At 70.8% G+C, this 15,929-nt stretch carries 12 protein-coding genes; 5 read left to right on the top strand and 7 right to left on the bottom strand.

The genetic code is table 11. The features are described from left to right. Together ASE87_RS14490 and ASE87_RS14485 are read right to left on the bottom strand one after the other, a co-directional pair. Positions 1-2,214 (bottom strand): hypothetical protein (locus ASE87_RS14490; protein ID WP_162235895.1); only part of this gene is annotated, 2,214 nt, incomplete at its 3' end. A 93-nt stretch (positions 2,215-2,307) separates the two neighbouring features. Then, positions 2,308-3,690 carry an MFS transporter gene (locus tag ASE87_RS14485; protein WP_056229842.1) on the bottom strand — a complete coding sequence of 461 codons (1,383 nt, stop codon included), beginning with the start codon at positions 3,688-3,690 and terminating at the stop codon, positions 2,308-2,310. A gap of 214 nt (positions 3,691-3,904) precedes the next feature. Between ASE87_RS14485 and dnaK the strand changes: the two genes are divergently transcribed. From dnaK to ASE87_RS14460, 5 genes are all read left to right on the top strand, one after another. After that, complete coding sequence (dnaK, locus tag ASE87_RS14480) at positions 3,905-5,785, top strand: molecular chaperone DnaK (RefSeq protein ID WP_056229839.1); 1,881 nt, start codon at positions 3,905-3,907, stop codon at positions 5,783-5,785. Between the two features lie 11 nt (positions 5,786-5,796). Then, positions 5,797-6,456 (top strand): nucleotide exchange factor GrpE, encoded by a 660-nt coding sequence (locus ASE87_RS14475; RefSeq protein ID WP_231567196.1) that lies wholly within the window; start codon positions 5,797-5,799, stop codon positions 6,454-6,456. A 157-nt stretch (positions 6,457-6,613) separates the two neighbouring features. Beyond that, positions 6,614-7,609: a DnaJ C-terminal domain-containing protein gene (locus ASE87_RS14470; protein ID WP_056229837.1), complete on the top strand. Its 996-nt coding sequence runs from the start codon at positions 6,614-6,616 to the stop codon at positions 7,607-7,609. 92 nt (positions 7,610-7,701) lie between these two features. Next, positions 7,702-8,109: a heat shock protein transcriptional repressor HspR gene (locus ASE87_RS14465; protein ID WP_043597756.1), complete on the top strand. Its 408-nt coding sequence runs from the start codon at positions 7,702-7,704 to the stop codon at positions 8,107-8,109. 61 nt (positions 8,110-8,170) lie between these two features. After that, positions 8,171-9,292: a class I SAM-dependent methyltransferase gene (locus ASE87_RS14460; RefSeq protein ID WP_056229834.1), complete on the top strand. Its 1,122-nt coding sequence runs from the start codon at positions 8,171-8,173 to the stop codon at positions 9,290-9,292. Positions 9,293-9,312: 20 nt separating this feature from the next. On the opposite strand, the gene ASE87_RS14455 is transcribed toward ASE87_RS14460, so the two are convergent. From ASE87_RS14455 to ASE87_RS14435, 5 genes are all read right to left on the bottom strand, one after another. Further along, positions 9,313-9,765: a hypothetical protein gene (locus ASE87_RS14455; RefSeq protein WP_056229831.1), complete on the bottom strand. Its 453-nt coding sequence runs from the start codon at positions 9,763-9,765 to the stop codon at positions 9,313-9,315. A 66-nt stretch (positions 9,766-9,831) separates the two neighbouring features. Continuing rightward, positions 9,832-10,302 carry a DUF3060 domain-containing protein gene (locus ASE87_RS16400; RefSeq protein ID WP_043597763.1) on the bottom strand — a complete coding sequence of 157 codons (471 nt, stop codon included), beginning with the start codon at positions 10,300-10,302 and terminating at the stop codon, positions 9,832-9,834. Then, positions 10,299-13,070 (bottom strand): hypothetical protein, encoded by a 2,772-nt coding sequence (locus ASE87_RS16395; RefSeq protein ID WP_056229828.1) that lies wholly within the window; start codon positions 13,068-13,070, stop codon positions 10,299-10,301. Before ASE87_RS16395 ends, ASE87_RS16400 begins: the two co-directional genes overlap by 4 nt. Positions 13,071-13,209: 139 nt before the next feature. Then, positions 13,210-14,958, bottom strand: coding sequence for a nucleoside-diphosphate sugar epimerase/dehydratase (locus tag ASE87_RS14440; protein ID WP_056229825.1), 1,749 nt, complete (start codon positions 14,956-14,958; stop codon positions 13,210-13,212). 282 nt (positions 14,959-15,240) lie between these two features. Further along, the gene (locus tag ASE87_RS14435) at positions 15,241-15,684 is read right to left on the bottom strand and encodes a DUF3060 domain-containing protein (RefSeq protein WP_056229822.1); all 444 of its coding nucleotides are present in this window, start codon (positions 15,682-15,684) and stop codon (positions 15,241-15,243) included. Between the last annotated feature and the right edge of the window lie 245 nt (positions 15,685-15,929).

The following is a 15,929-nucleotide window of genomic DNA, read 5'->3' as shown; positions in this document are numbered from 1 at the left end:
GCCGGTGCCGGTGAGGGTGGTGCGTCCGGTGGGCGAGACGGTGCCGTCTCCGTCGATGATCAGCGAGGAGGTGCGGGTCCCGTCGAGCGGGTGGGCCACGGTCTGGTCGGCGCCGGGGGCGCCGGTCTGGACGAACACTGCCGCGTTGTACTTCGACGGTCCGAAGCCGCGGGCGATGTTCCAGGTGCCGTCGGCGCGGACCTCGGTGCGGACTTCGCCGCCGCGGCCTTCACCGAAGGGGTGGAGGGTCACGGTCGCGCCGGGGTGACCGGCGCCCGTGAGGGTGGTCAACCCGGTGGGCGAGACGGTGCCGTCGCCCTCGATGGTGAGGTCCCGGGTCTCGGGGGCCGGTTCGACGTTCTCGGATGCGGTGAAGGTCCGGGTCGAGGTCAGGGGCTTCAGCGAGTCCCAGTAGGGCGTCTCGACGACGGTCATCGTGTGCTCACCCGGGGTCAAGGATGCCGTGGCATCCAGCTCGAGAGTCCACGTGCCGTCGGCCAGGACGTCGGCGTCACCGAGCGTCGCTGCGGGCTCGTCCGTGCCCCCGACGTCGGTGCTCAGGGTGACGATCGAGCCGGGGATGCCCTCGCCCGTGAACACGTCCGTGTCGACGTCGATGGTCTCGCCCTCGGCGGGCGAGACGACGTCGAGCGGGAACGTCTCGGGCGCGGTGTTCTCGTCGGTCGCCTCCAGGACGATGGGGGTCTTCTCGGACATGTCGGTCCCGCGGACGGTGATCAGGTCGATCTCTTCGCCGGCGTACTCGGGGTCGACGGTGATCGCGTAGGCGCCGTTCCACGTGACGCCCGTGCCGCCGATGTATCTGCCGTCGAACTGGGCGATGACGCCGGGCACGTCGAACTCGTTCGCGAAGTAGCTCGTGGTCCCGAGGATGCTCATGGTGCCGTCGCTGTTGACGCCGACGGAGTGCGCCAGTGGTGCGGCGAGGGGCGAGGGTGCGGGGATCTCGGCCGGGGTCAGCGGGATGTCGAGGGAGCGGCCCCGGTCGGGGGACCCGATGCCGGTGACGGTCGCGGTCTGGCCCTCCAGCGAGCCGTCGAGGACGAACGAGAAGCGCCCGTGGAGGCCGGACACCTGCTCGCGGTGCTCGCCGACCCGGATCTCGGCCTGGTGGGCCCGGTTCACGATGACCCGGACGACGATGTCGCCCGTCGAGCTGCGGTGCACGGACGAGAGGAGCGGGCGGGCAGGCGTCGTCGGGTCGACGTCTTCCGTGGGGGCGACCGTGAACGTCGCGCTCGTCTCCTGCTTCGGAGCCGAGGCCCACGTGGGAGTCTCGGTCACAGCGGTCCGGTACGAACCGGCGGGCAGCGCGGGCGACGTGCAGCTCCAGTCGCCCAGCGACGTGACGCGGGTCTCGCAGAGCGTCGAGGAGGCGCGGTTCGTCTTCTCGTCACGCGTCACGACGATCTGCGAGTTCGGGATGCCGGACCCGGCGAACGTCGCCTCGGGGGCCGCCAGCACGTCGCCCGCGGTGGGCGATGCGACCTCGAGCGGGTGGACGTCCGAGGCGGTGTTGCGTTCGGTGGGGACGAGCTCGACCTGAGCTGTCTCGCTCCCGTGGCCACGGTAGTAGGCCGTCACCTCGATGACCTCGCCGGCGCGCGAGGCGGGCACGGTCAGCGAGAACGATCCGTTCTCGGACGGGAAGTCCCACGACATGCCGGAACGGTTGGCCCACACCTCGGTCTTCGAGAACAGGTCGGGCTGGTGCGCCACGGTCCCCTCGATCACGAAGTGGCCGTCGTCGTACTGGCTGACGGCGTGGATGACGGGCGTGCCGGGTGCCTCGTTCTCGCCCTGGGCGTACTGGGTCTCGAGGACGAACTCGACCTCGACCTTCCCCTGTGGGGTGTACGAGACGAGTGTGGCCTTCTTGCCCCGGTCGGCGACGTCGACGAGCGTGGCGAAGCGATCGTTCCAGACGGCGGCGCTGTAGCTGCCCCCTCCCTCGACGATGACCCCCGCGAGTCGGGCGCCCGGCGCCATGCCGGCGACGGACAGCTTGTCGTCCTCGCTCGGTTCGACGAACGTGATGCGGGGTGCGGACGGGGCCTTGGGCGACGCGGACGGCGCCTCGGCCGGGGCCTGGTCGGTGATGGCGGGGGCCGCGTGGGCTGCGGCGGGGGCGAGGGTGCCGACCGCGAGGGCTGCGAGGCCGACGGCGGTGAGGCCTGATCTGATCGTGCTCATGTCTTCTTCCGGATGGGGGAAAGGGAAGACCGATCGGGACGGCCGACCGATACTCTACATTCCACGCGCCCGAGAAGCGACTTCAGGCCTGGCTCAGTCGATGGACCGTTGCACTCCCTTGACCGGCAGCATCAGCACGAGTCCGGCCAGCAGCACGAGCGCGATCCCGACGATGCCGAACCGGGTGTCGCCCGTCGCCGACACGAACAGCGTGAAGAGCCCCGGCGCGAGGAAGCTCACGGCTCGCCCGGTCGTCGCGTACAACCCGAAGATCTCGCCCTCGCGCCCGGGCGGCGTCACCCGCGCCAGGAACGACCGGCTCGCGGACTGGATCGGCCCGACGAAGAGCGCGAGCGCCAGGCCGAACACCCAGAAGAGGTTCGTCGCCGTCCCGATGGCGAGCACCGCGAAGGCGGCGATCACGAGCCCCACCAGCGACCCGACGATGATCGTCTTGGCGCCCAGGCGGTCGTCGAGCCACCCGCCGACGAAGGTGCCGATCCCCGCGACGAGGTTGGCGCCAACGGCGAAGTAGATGACCATGCTCGGCGAGAACCCGAACACCTGCGCCGCGATGATCGCCCCGAAGGTGAAGACGGCCGCGAGGCCGTCACGGAACACGGCACTGGCCAGCAAGAACAGCAGCACCTGGCGGTTCGTGCGCCACAGCTTGGCGATCGTCGACCCCAGGAGGCGGTACGAACGCCACAAGCCCACCCGGGCCCGTGCGGCGGTGGCGGGCAGCTCGGGCACCGACAGCAGGACCGGCACCGCGAAGATCGCGAACCACGCCGCGGCGACGACGATCGAGAGGCGGACGTCCCACGCGCCTCCTGCCGTTCCCGTGGCGACGCCGAACAGGCCGCCGCGTCCTTCGGTTCCGAAGCTCTGGAGGAAGGCGACCAGCAGCAAGAGCAGGAGGACGATGCCGCCGACGTAGCCGAGGCCCCAGCCGAAGCCCGACACCTTGCCGATCGTCCTGGGCGTCGAGACCTGCACGAGCATCGCGTTGTAGTTGACGCTCGCGAACTCGAAGAAGAGGTTGCCGACGGCCAGCAGGGCGGCGCCGAAGACGAGGAGGTCGGGCACGGGGGCGACGAAGACCATCGCGGCCATCGCGAGCACGACCAGGCCGGTGTTGACCGCTAGCCAGAGCTTGCGACGGCCCGAGCCGTCGCTGCGCTGACCGAGCACGGGCGCGAGTAGGGCGATCAGCACGCCGGCGATCGTCAGGGCCGTCGAGATGACCGTCGCGTTCTCGGCCTTGGCCAGCACCAGCGCCGGGTTGCGGGTGTCGTCTCCGGCTGCCGCGACGATCGCCGGGTCGACGAAGGCGCCGCTCGCCAGGTAGGTGCTGAAGACGAACGAGGTCACCACCGCGTTGAAGGCGGCCGAGCCCCAGTCCCAGAGGGCCCACGAGATCACGCGGCGGCGCGGGATCGGGGTGCTGTCGGCGAGCGTCTGCGCTGCGGTCATGGGGGTCAACCTAGTGGGCGTCCGTGGCCGACGGGGGCTGCGCCTCCTCGTCCGGGGCGGTCGCGACGACCCCCGTTCGAGACTTGAGTCTTTCTGGCTCAACTTTCAGGTTCGCAGCTTGACGTCGGCCGCAGCGTGAGTAAAGTTGAGCCAGGCCGACTCAAGGCCGGCCCCCAAGGCTTTCGTCACACCGCACCACGAAGGAGAAAAGCACATGGCACGTGCAGTAGGAATCGACCTCGGCACCACCAACTCGGTCGTCAGCGTCCTCGAGGGTGGCGAGCCCACCGTCATCGCGAACGCCGAGGGTCTGCGCACGACCCCCTCGGTCGTCGCCTTCACGAAGGACGGCGAGGTGCTGGTCGGCGAGACCGCCAAGCGCCAGGCCGTCACCAACGTCGACCGCACCATCGCGTCGGTCAAGCGTCACGTCGGCACCGACTGGAAGGTCGAGATCGACGACAAGAAGTACACCCCGCAAGAGATCAGCGCTCGCATCCTCGGCAAGCTGAAGCGCGACGCCGAGCAGTACCTGGGCGAAGAGGTGACCGACGCGGTCGTCACCGTCCCGGCGTACTTCAACGACTCCGAGCGCCAGGCCACGAAAGAGGCCGGCGAGATCGCGGGCCTGAACGTCCTGCGCATCATCAACGAGCCGACCGCGGCCGCCCTCGCCTACGGCCTCGACAAGGGCAAGGAAGACGAGCTCATCCTGGTCTTCGACCTCGGTGGCGGAACGTTCGACGTCTCGCTGCTCGAAGTGGGCAAGGACGAAGACTTCTCGACCATCCAGGTGCGCAGCACCTCGGGTGACAACCGCCTCGGTGGCGACGACTGGGACAACCGCATCGTCGAGCACCTCATCAAGAAGTTCAAGGACGCCCACGGCGTCGACCTCTCGACCGACAAGATCGCCAAGCAGCGCCTCAAAGAGGCCGCCGAGCAGGCCAAGAAAGAGCTGTCGTCGAGCACCTCGACCAGCATCCAGCTGCCGTACCTCACGCTGACGGCCGACGGCCCGCTCAACCTCGACGAGACCATCTCGCGCTCGCAGTTCGAGCAGTGGACGAGCGACCTGCTCGACCGCACCAAGAAGCCGTTCAACGACGTCATCAAAGAGGCGGGCGTGAAGGTGGGCGACATCGCCCACGTCGTGCTCGTCGGTGGCTCGACCCGCATGCCCGCCGTGACCGAGGTCGTCAAGCAGCTCACCGGTGGTCAGGAGCCCAACAAGGGCGTCAACCCCGACGAGGTCGTCGCCGTGGGCGCCGCCCTGCAGGCCGGCGTGCTGAAGGGCGAGCGCAAGGACGTGCTGCTCATCGACGTCACCCCGCTCAGCCTCGGCATCGAGACCAAGGGTGGCGCGATGACCAAGCTCATCGAGCGCAACACGGCCATCCCGACCAAGCGCAGCGAGACCTTCACCACGGCCGACGACAACCAGCCGTCCGTCGCGATCCAGGTCTTCCAGGGCGAGCGCGAGTTCACCCGCGACAACAAGAACCTCGGCACCTTCGAGCTGACCGGCATCGCCCCGGCCCCCCGCGGCGTCCCGCAGATCGAGGTCACCTTCGACATCGACGCCAACGGCATCGTGCACGTGTCCGCGAAGGACAAGGGCACCGGCAAGGAGCAGTCGATGGTCATCTCGGGCGGCTCGTCGCTGTCGAAGGACGACATCGAGCGCATGGTCCGCGAGGCCGAGGAGAACGCCGCCGAAGACAAGGCGCGTCGTGAGGCCAACGAGACCCGCAACTCGGCCGAGCAGCTCGTCTACTCGATCGAGAAGCTGATCAAGGAGAACGACGAGAAGCTGCCCGCGGACGTCAAGTCCGAGGTGCAGGCCGACGTCGACTCGCTGAAGTCCGCCCTCGCCGGCGACGACGAGTCCGCGATCAAGCCCGCCTTCGACAAGCTCAACGAGAGCCAGCAGAAGCTCGGCCAGGCGATCTACTCGCAGAGCCAGGCCGACCAGGCCGGTGCTGCCGGTGCGGCCGGCCCCGAGGGGGCTCCCGCCGACGGCCAGGCCCAGGGCGACGACGAGGACATCGTCGACGCCGAGGTCGTGGACGACGACGACAACGACAAGAAGTAGAGGCGGTCGGCATGACTGACGACAACAAGACGCCCGACGACGAGCCGCGTCCCGCGACCCCGTCCGAAGACGGCGGCACGGCCGACGTGGTCGAGCCCGACGAGCTCGTCGACGCCGAGGCTCCCGACGTCGAGACCCCGGCCGACGCCGAGGCCCCGGCCGGGGCCAAGGCCGCGGCCGAGTCGATGGCCGAGGCGCCCGAGGGCACCGAGACGCTGAGCGCCGACGACGAGGCCATCCTCGACGCGGCGAGTGCCGACCTGGTCGCCGACATGCGACAGGACATGCTGCGTGCCCAGGCCGAGCTGGTGAACTTCCGGAGGCGCGTCGAGCGTGACCGCGAAGCCAACCGTGAGGCCGTGGTCGCCGAGGTCATCCGGTCGCTGCTGCCGGCGCTCGACGACCTGGCCCGTGCCGAGCAGCACGGCGACCTGGCCGAGGGCCCGATGACCGTCATCGCGCAGAAGATCCGCGGGGGGCTCGACAAGTTCGGCCTCACGCAGATCGGTGCCAAGGGTGACGTGTTCGACCCCAGCAAGCACGACGCGCTGGTCCAGCTGCCGAGCGCCGACGTCACGGTCAACACCGTGGCCGACGTGATCGAGCCGGGCTACACGATCGGCGACCGCGTCATCCGCGCCGCCAAGGTCGCGGTGCACACCCCCCAGTAGCACCCCGGTGACGGTCGGCCCCCGCGCCGACCGTCACCACCCCCGGCGACGCGAGTCGCGACCGGCGGTGGGCTCCTCGACGAGGTGCCCACCGCCTCCCCCGTTCTCTTCCGGTCGCTGCCAGGCAGCGACCTCCAGTCAAGGAAGGAGGTGCCGCATGGCGAGTCAGGACTGGTTCGACAAGGACTTCTACGCCGTCCTCGGTGTCTCCAAAGACGTCACGCCCGCCGAGCTGAAGAAGGTCTACCGCAAGCTCGCGCGCAAGTACCACCCCGACTCCAACCCGGGTGACGCCGCCAGCGAGGCGAAGTTCAAAGAGATCAGCGAGGCGCACTCGGTGCTCTCCGACCCCGAGCAGCGTCGCGAGTACGACCAGGTCCGGGCCATGGGCGGCGGTGCCCGGTTCGCGGCCGGCAGCGGTGGCCCTGGAGGCGCGGGTGGCGGCTTCGAGGACGTCTTCGGCGGCATGTTCAACCAGGGCGGGCAGCGCACGCAGTTCCGTCAGGGCGGCGGCGGTGGCTTCGACGACATCTTCGGCGGCATGTTCGGCGGCGGCGGCTTCGGCCAGACGAGCGGCGGCTACCGCGGCTTCGGCGGACCACAGAAGGGCCGCGACATGACGGCCACGACGACCCTCGACTTCCAGACCGCGATCGTCGGCGAGACCATCACGCTGCAGGCGTCGAACGGCAAGCCGATGAAGGTCCGCATCCCGGCCGGCGTCCACGACGGGCAGAAGATCAAGCTGCGCGGACGGGGTGAACAGAGCCCCGACGGCGGTGAGGCCGGCGACATGGTGCTGACCGTCGCCGTCCGCAAGCACCCCGTGTTCGAGCTCGACGGCAAGAACCTGCGGCTCGACGTGCCCGTCACGTTCGCCGAGGCGACCCTCGGTGCGACCATCGAGGTGCCCACCCTGGGTGGTGACCCCGTGCGACTGCGCGTCGCGCCGGGCACGCCGTCGGGCCGCGTGCTGCGGGTCAAGGGTCGTGGCGTGCACGCGAAGGACGGCGTCGGCGACCTGCTCGCCACCGTCCAGGTCGCGGTGCCCGCCCATCTCAACGACAGGGCACGCGAGGCCGTCGAGGCCCTGGCGGCCGCGCTGCCGGCCGAGAACCCGCGCGACGACCTGATCGCCCGCGCACGGGCCTGACGAGACCGACCCGACCCGCGCCTCCTCGGCGGCAGGTCCCTAGCGACGAGACAGGAGACGAGATGGACCGACCGGACCCCACCCAGTGGCCGATGGACGAGCACTCGCCCCTCTTCGCCATCGCGACGGCCGCCGAACTCTCGGGCCTGCACGCGCAGACGCTCCGCCAGTACGACCGGCTCGGACTCGTCGTCCCGCAGCGCACGGCGGGCAAGTCGCGCCGTTACTCGATGCGCGACGTCGTGCAGCTCCGCGAGATCGCACGTCTCGGCGGCGAGGGCATCTCGCTCGAGGGGATCAAACGCATCCTCGAGCTCGAGAACCAGGTGACGGCGCTCCAATCGCGCGTCCGCGAACTCGAGCGGGCCCTGGCCGACGAGATGGTCAACCGGCCCGGGGCCCGTGTCTTCGCCGCGGGTGAGAGCGGGGTCGTGCCGCTGCGGCACGGCACCCGCCCGTCGCGGCAGACCTCGGTGGTCGTGTGGCGGCCGCTGCGCTGAGGCCGCAGGGGCGGACGGGCGGCGGCCCGCGCCTCCCCGGCCCGACCGATACCGTGGTGGCGTGATCGACTTCGCGCAGCTCCGCCGGTGGCCCGACGTCGAGGCGCCCGAGCTCGTCGCGCACGACGCGACCGATCGACTGCTGCTCGACACCGCGCAGGAGGCGCTGGTCGCCCACCCGAGACACGTCACCGTCATCGGCGACCGCTACGGCGCCCTGACCCTCGGCGTCGCCGACGTCGCGGCAGGTCACGCCGACGGCGCCGAGGTCCGTGTCCACCAGGACGCCCTGTCCGGAGAGCGCGCCCTCGAGGCCAACGCCCGGGCGGTGTTCCCGCGGGCTCGCTGGACGTCGCACGGCCTCGAGCCCGACCTCGTCTCGGGCGCTCGCGTGGTCCTCGTGCAACTGCCGCGCGGCCTCGACGCCCTCGACGAGATCGCCGAGCTGATCGCCGCCCACGCTCACCCCGGGGTGCAGGTCTTCGCCGGGGGACGCGTCAAGCACATGACGACGGCCATGAACGAGGTGCTGCGTCGGCACTTCGACGAGGTGCAGGCGGGATTGGCGCGCCAGAAGTCGCGGGTGCTCACCGTGGCCGGTCCCCGCCCCTCGGGGGTGTCGGGCTGGCCCCGGTCCGGACGTCACGGCGATCTCGTGATCGTGGCCCACGGTGCCGCCTTCGCGGGCACCACGATCGACATCGGAACACGGGTGCTCCTGGCAGCACTCGACGCGGCCCCGCCCGGGGCCCGTCACGTCGTCGACCTCGGCTGCGGCACGGGCGTCCTCGGTGTCAGCTACGCCCGCGCGCACCCGGCCTCGACGGTCGTCGCCACCGACCAGTCCCGGGCCGCGGTCGACTCGGCGACCGCCACCATCGCGGCGAACGGTCTCGGCGAACGCATGGAGGCGCGGCGCGACGACGCGGGAGGCTCGCTGCCCCCGGGCTCCGCCGACCTGGTGCTGCTCAATCCGCCGTTCCACGTCGGGGCGACCGTCCACCCGGGCATCGCCCACAAGCTCTTCGACGCAGCAGCGCGGCTGCTCCACCCCGGCGGCGAGTTGTGGTGCGTGTGGAACAGCGCCCTCGCGTACCGGCCCGTCCTCGAGCGCGTCGTCGGTCCGACCCGCCAGGTGTCCCGGACGGCGAAGTTCACCGTGACGGTGTCGACCCGGCGTTGAGGCTGTCGGCGGGGAAGGGGTCAGTCGTCTCGTGTGAGCGAGGCGTCGATGAACGACAGCAGGGCGAGGGCGTAGGCGTCCTCGGGGTCGCCCGAGAGGTGCGACTCGTCGTTCTCGGCACCGAGGCGACGCGTTCGGACGTCGTAGGCGACCGTCTCGCCGTCGAGTCCCTCGCCCAGCGCGGGCACTCGCGAGAGGGACCGGAAGGCGCGTCCGAGCAGGTCGCGTAGCTGGTCCTCTCGAGGCAACCACAGGCTGTCGTCCGCGGCGACCGAGTCGAGTGCCCATTCGGTCGTGCCGTTGAACCCCAGGACCGTTCCGGTCGGGTGTTCGTGGGCCTCGATGGTCATGTCGCTCAAGATGAACACCTCGTCGCCGAACGCGTCCCCGTCGATGACGAAGCGGTCGCCGGGGCGGGGACGCCAACGCAATCCGGATCGCCGGAGTCGGCGGGCGAGGTCGATGCTCAACATCGGACCATGATGCGCCCGCCGACTGACAGCCGGCAGCCCGCACCGATCGGGACGGGCCGAACCCGCTCACCGGCTCGTGACGACGCTGCCCGTGGTGCCGTTCTCGTTGACGACGGGCTCGGCGCCGGCGTGACTCACCGTGTTGTCGTCGCCTGCGAAGTCCACCAGCTCGACGGAGTCGATGACGACGGCCAGGTTCGTCCCCTCGACGACGAGGTGTCGAACGGTGCCGAGCGAGACCGTCCCGCCGGTGCCGATCACGCTCACCGTGTCGCACGCGTCGGTGAAGACGGTCTCGGGGGCCCCGGCTTCGACGACGACCGCCGCGGTCCCGTCGACGCACACACCGGTCACGAACGGTTCGGGCGTCGTCTCGCCGGTCGTCTCGTGGGGGCGGTCACCTCGGTCGTCGGCAGACCCGTTCGCGGTGCACCCGGTCAGCCCGGCGACCAGGGCGAGACCGGAGAGGCCGGCGACCCCCACGAGTCTCCGTCGCGTCGGACGCCACGACCGGGCGTCCCCCTTCGTCGACGTCATCGTGAGGGAGCCCAGGTCAGGTCGGGCAACCGGTCGCCCTGACCGTTCATGGCCTGTTGCTCGATCACGAGCACGTAGTCGTGATCGGGCCCCCACGCCCGGTCGAACCGCCAGCGACCCGCACGGTCGGCCTCGACGGTGCGGTAGACGGTGTCGCTGACGCCGGACCGGACCGTGACCGTCGCGAAGGGAGTGGCGGTGCCCTCGAAACGGACGGGAACGAGGTTCTCGTAGGTGTCGCCGACCTCGGGGGTGCTGAGGGTCAGGGGGGCGAAGACCGGCGCCGTCACCGTGATGGTCGCCTCCGAGGTCGTCTCGTCCGGGTTGGTCTGGGTCACGGTCACGACGTGGTCTCCCGTCGCCGACCACGAGCGGGTCGGCAGGGACCATCGGCCCTCGGTCGTCACCTCGGTGTCACCCAGCTCGACCCGGCTGCCGGCGACCGTCGCCACGGCGGACACCCGGGCGCGCGGTGTGCCGACGCCGCTCAACGTGTTCGGGCCCGGCCGGAACATCTCGCCGTCGACGTGACTCGTGATGCGGACCGGCACCGTGGACGACCGGTGGTCGAGGTGCAGGATCGATCGGCGGACGTCGGACCCCCGGGTGGCGACGAAGCTGATGTCGTAGCCGGCGGCCGTGGGCCCGAGGTAGCGGTCGAACGACCAGGACCCGTCGAGTCCACTGACGGCAGTGCCCATGAGGGTGTTCCACTGGTTGCGGGCGACGACGGTCGTGTTCGGGGCGGCACGACCGACGAAGGTGGTCACGCCCTCGGTGTAGCTGCTGTTGTGCGCCGGGCTCGTCACCTGGAACGCGAGGCTGCCGCCGTAGACGAGTCGCAGGCTGGTGACCTGCGGCGTCCCGCCGGGCATCGTCGCGGTGAAGGTGAGCTCGTAGCCTGTCGAGGTGGGCCCGAGGTTGCGGTCGAACGCCCACGTGCCGTCGGTGGCGTCGGCTGATCCCATGAGGGTGTTCCACTGGTTCTTGGCCACGACGGTCGACCCCACGGGGGCCGTGCCTCGGAAGGTCGTCGTGCCCACGTCGTAGAGCTGGCCGTCCACGTGGCTGGTGACGCGGAGCGGTAGGTCGGCGGCGACGCGGGTCACCGCGATGCTGACGCTCTGGACGTCGTCGCCCGTCGTCTGGACGACCGTGAGGGTGTTCGGGCCGGTGGCGAGGTCGCGCGTGGGCCGGACGGTCCAGGTGCCGCCCTCGACGGTGCCGGTGCCGATGACCTGGCCGGGAGCCGTCTCGACGGAGATCGTGGCCCCGTCGTGGCCGTGACCGGAGATCGTCGGGCGGGGCGTGGTGACCGTCGTTCCGTCGGCCGGGCTCTCGATCGTGGGTGCGGTGATCACCGGGGGTTCGGGTGTCCCTTCGGGATTGAGGGTGACGGTCGCGACGGTCGTGTTGCGGCCACGCCCGCTCTGCGTCGCCTCGAGGACGTGCCTCGTCGAGTCGACGTCCACGGTCGTCCGCAGGCTCCAGCGACCGTTCTGCAAGACCGTCGCGCTGCCGAGGACCGTCTGGCGCCCCTCTTCGCGGACCCGGATGCCGGCCCCGGGCTCGCCCGTGCCGGTCATCTCGACCCGACCGCCGCCGTGGGCGGCGTCGTCGACCGGGGTCGTGACGGCCACCGCGGCGCCGTAGGACACGGTCGTCGTGACGTGGCCGGCGACCTCACCGTCGATCTCTTGTCGGACGGACACGTCGTGGTCGCCACCGGCGTCGGGGGCGGAGACGGGCGTGGACCAGATGCCTGCGCCCGACGACGCGGGAACCCGTGCGAGTTCGGATTCGTCGGAGTCCCGGACGACGACGACGACGGCGCCGGGGTGTGCGGTGCCCGACAGGACGGCCCGGTCGCCGTGATCAGCGGGGAAGGTGACCCGCGCGACCAACGGGCGCACGGCGAGCTCGACGTCGAGAGTGGTCTCGGCGGTCGGGACCTGGTTCTCGTACTGGGTGAAGGTGAGCGGGTTCGAGCCCAGGGCGAGCCCGGTCAGGGGTCCCGACCACGTCCCGTCTGCCCCGGCCCGGAACTCGGGCCCCACGGGGGTGCCGGGCAGGCCTTCGACGACGACGTAGGACTCGGGTGCGGCCTGGCCCGAGACGACCGCCGAACGGTTCGGGATGTCGACCGAGTCGACGTCGACGGAGAACGCCCGGAGGTCGTCGACGTCGCCGACGACCCTCAGTCCGCCCTCGGCGCCGAAGCCGAGGACGTTCCAGGTGTAGAGGCCGCTGGCCTCGACGAAGGTCGTGGGCCCCGTGACGGTGAGGCCCGGGTGGGCCGCGCTCTCGAGTCGGTCGCCGACGACGCGGAAGCGGCGGGCGTCGTCGTCGTCGCAGAGCTTCTGGTAGACGACTTCGAGGGCGGCGTGCTCGACGGCGGCGACGGAGGATGCGCAGCGTCGCGACGCGGGGTCGCGCAACTGGAACCACCCGCCCGGGGACGGCAGGACGTCGAGGCGGAGGGCTGCCCCCTCGGCGGCCTCGGCCGTCGGGTGTGTCGAGTACCCCGTGACGACGCCCTGGTCGTAGCTGAACTCAGGGGTGAAGTACGCCCCCGGCCCGCCTTCGAAGACGAGGGTGGCGCTGCCGGTCGATCGGGGGAGGGGGGTGAGGGGCTCCTGGGCCGACGGCTCGTCGGCAGATGGGGGAGCCGGTGCCGCTGTCGCCGCGGGCGAGCCCAGGATCAGTGAGGCGACGGCGGTGGCGACCGCGAGCCCCAGGGCGCCTGCGCGCGTGAACGTGATGTGCATGGAGTCGTCTTTCTGGTCGTGGCAGGGAGACCGACGCATCGGTACCGAAATGCTAGACGTAGAAAGAGATATGACACAACAGGGATGCTCGTGCCTGTGGACAGCCCATTCGCGCTGTCCGGCGCGGGCGGTGCCCGGCTCAGGTCGTGGCGACGGGGCGGAACGCCTCCGGTGGGGGGTCGGTGAGGACGGCGTCGACGTCGAGGTCCGATGCGTCCAGCGGGGGAACTGTCGCGTGCGAGATCAAGGGGTGGACGGGCCGGACATCGTCCTCGCCGACGCCGTTGAGTTCTTCGTGCAGTTTCTCGCCGGGGCGGAGCCCGGTGAAGACCACGTCGACGTCGCGACCCGACAGGGCGATCATGCGCTCGGCCACGTCGAGGATCTTGACGGGTTCACCCATGTCGAGGATGAGTGCTTCGCCGGGCCCTCCGATGGCTCCGGCCTGGATGACGAGGTGACAGGCCTCGGGGATGGTCATGAAGAACCGGGTGGCGTCGGGGTGGGTGACGGTCAGGGGGCGGCCCGTGGCGATGAGGTCGCGGAAGAGCGGCACCATGCTGCCCCGGCTGCCGAGGACGTTGCCGAATCGGACCGACAGGTAGCGTCGCCCGCTCTTCTCGGCCGCGCCTGCCGTGAGCCGCTCGGCGAGGCGCTTCGAGCGGCCGAGCACGCTGGTGGGGTTGGCGGCCTTGTCGGTCGAGATGTTGACGAAGGTCTCGACGTCGACGGCTGCCGCTGCCTCGAGCACGTTGAGCGTGCCCATCACGTTGGTCTGCCAGGCTTCGGCCGGGTACTGCTCGAGCATGGGCAGGTGCTTGAGGGCGGCCGCGTGGAAGACCACCTCGGGGCGTCGTGCGCGGAAGATGGTCGTCAGGGCGGTGGCATCGCGGATGTCGGCGAGGACGACGTCACGGGTGTCGAGCAGGCCGTGGCCGCTGAGCGTGACCTGCACCGATTGCAGGGCGGTCTCGTCCCGGTCGAGCATCATCAGCTCGGCGGGGGCGAAGCGAGACAACTGGCGACAGAGCTCGCTGCCGATCGAGCCACCGGCACCGGTGACGAGCACCCGGCGGCCTCGCACGTAGTCGGCGATCGACTCGACGTCGGTGTCGACGGGGCGTCGTCCGACGATGTCCTCGACCGAGACGTCGCGCAGGTCGCTGGTGCTCGACCCGCCGGTCAACAGGTCGTCGAGCGGTGGCACGGTCAGGATGCGGAGGCCGATCGCCGACGCTCGTTCGGTCAGGTCGCGCACCAGTGCTGCGTCGGCCCGGGCGACGGCGAGGACGAGGGTCTCGGCGCCGGTCCGCCGGGCCGCATCGGCGAGTTCGCCGCGGCCGCCGGCGATCGTGATGCCGGCGATGCGCAGCCCCCGGCGAGTCGGATCGTCGTCGAGCAGCTCGACGGGTCGCAAAGGGCTGGTCGGGTCGGTGAGCAGCTGGCGCACGATGTGCTCGCCGAGCACGCCGGTGCCGAAGACGAGCGTCGGAGCCGCATCGGGCCGCGGTCGCAGGGCGCGTTCGACGCGCCCTCGGACGAGCGTGCGGGTGCCGGCCATGATCAGGGCGGCCACCGGGAACGCCACGAGGGGCAGCGAGGGGGGCCAGGCGGATGTCGGGATGTCCTGCCCCGGAGGCACGAGCGGCACCACGGATGCCGCGACGCCGACGATCAGGGCGGAGGCGACCAGACCGTGGGCTTCGGCCAGGCTGCCGGGGAGCCAGCGGCGACGGTAGAGGCCGATCGCGAGTCCGGCGACGAGCTGGGCCACGACCGTGAACAGGACCGCCGAGGCGACCCCCGTGCCGGTCTCGGGCTCGACGAGCCCGACCAGCAGGGCGGTCGAGGTGATCGCCGCCGACCACGCGAGGGCGTCGACGGTCATCGCGAGAGGGCGTGGGTACGACCTGGAGGCGCGGGCCGGCTCGGCCGGAGAGCCGCGGCGGGCAGGGGCGGTGGGTGGGGAAGCCACGGGCATGGGTCACCTCGCGAGGAAGTCGGGATGTCACCGTTCGGCGACTTGATCCAATCTAACATTTTACTTCTGGATGAGCAATGCCATGTGCCGACGGGGTGATGCGGACGAGGGACTGTTCCTCGGCTGTCACGGCACAGCACGAAGCCCGACGCCCTTTCGGGTCGTCGGGCTTCGGCCGGGCGAGGCGGATCAGCGCGCGGTGACGGTGTTGCTCTCGGGGGCGTCGCTGAGGTCGTCGACGGCGGGGGCTTCACCTGTGTGGGTGAGGGTGTTGCCGGTGCCGGCGAACAACAAGCTGGTCACTCCCTCGGTGGTGAGGGTGTTGTCGTTGCCTTCGATCGACAGCGTGGTCACGGCGCCCAGTGTGACGTCCGTGGCATTGCCGAGGATCGAGACCGTTTCGCAGTCACCGAACGTGACGGGCTCGCCGGTGGCCTGGATCTGGGCGAAGCCGTCGACGCACTCGCCGAGGTGGGCCTCGGCCTGGGCTTCGGCTTGCTGTGCCTGCTCGGTGGTGGCGGTCGGGGTGGGGGTCGGCTCGGGGTCGCCGTCACTGGTGCAGGCGGCGAGGCTCAGGCTCAGAGCGGTGACCGTGAGGGCGGTGGCGAGCAGTCGGCGGGTGGGTCGTGCCATTGCGGGGGTTCTCCTTGGTCGTGGTGTGGTGCGCGCCGGAACGGTTGGTGGCGGCGGTGCGGTGGGGTCGAGAAGGCGAGGGCCCGGCAGCCGTGGAGGTGCCGGGCCCTCGTGGGGTGGGTGCGGTGTTACGGGGTGGGGGTGGGGACGAGCCGCAGGGTCATCTCGCTGACCTTGCCGTCCTGTTCCGGCTGGCTGATCACGATGTCGTAGGCCTTGGTGCCGCCGAGGCCGCGGGCCATGGT

It is taken from the genome of Frigoribacterium sp. Leaf44 (genome assembly GCF_001421865.1).
GTDB lineage: Bacteria > Actinomycetota > Actinomycetes > Actinomycetales > Microbacteriaceae > Frigoribacterium.
The sequence above is the reverse complement of the archived record's forward strand: the minus strand, read 5'-3'. Positions and strand labels throughout refer to the sequence as shown.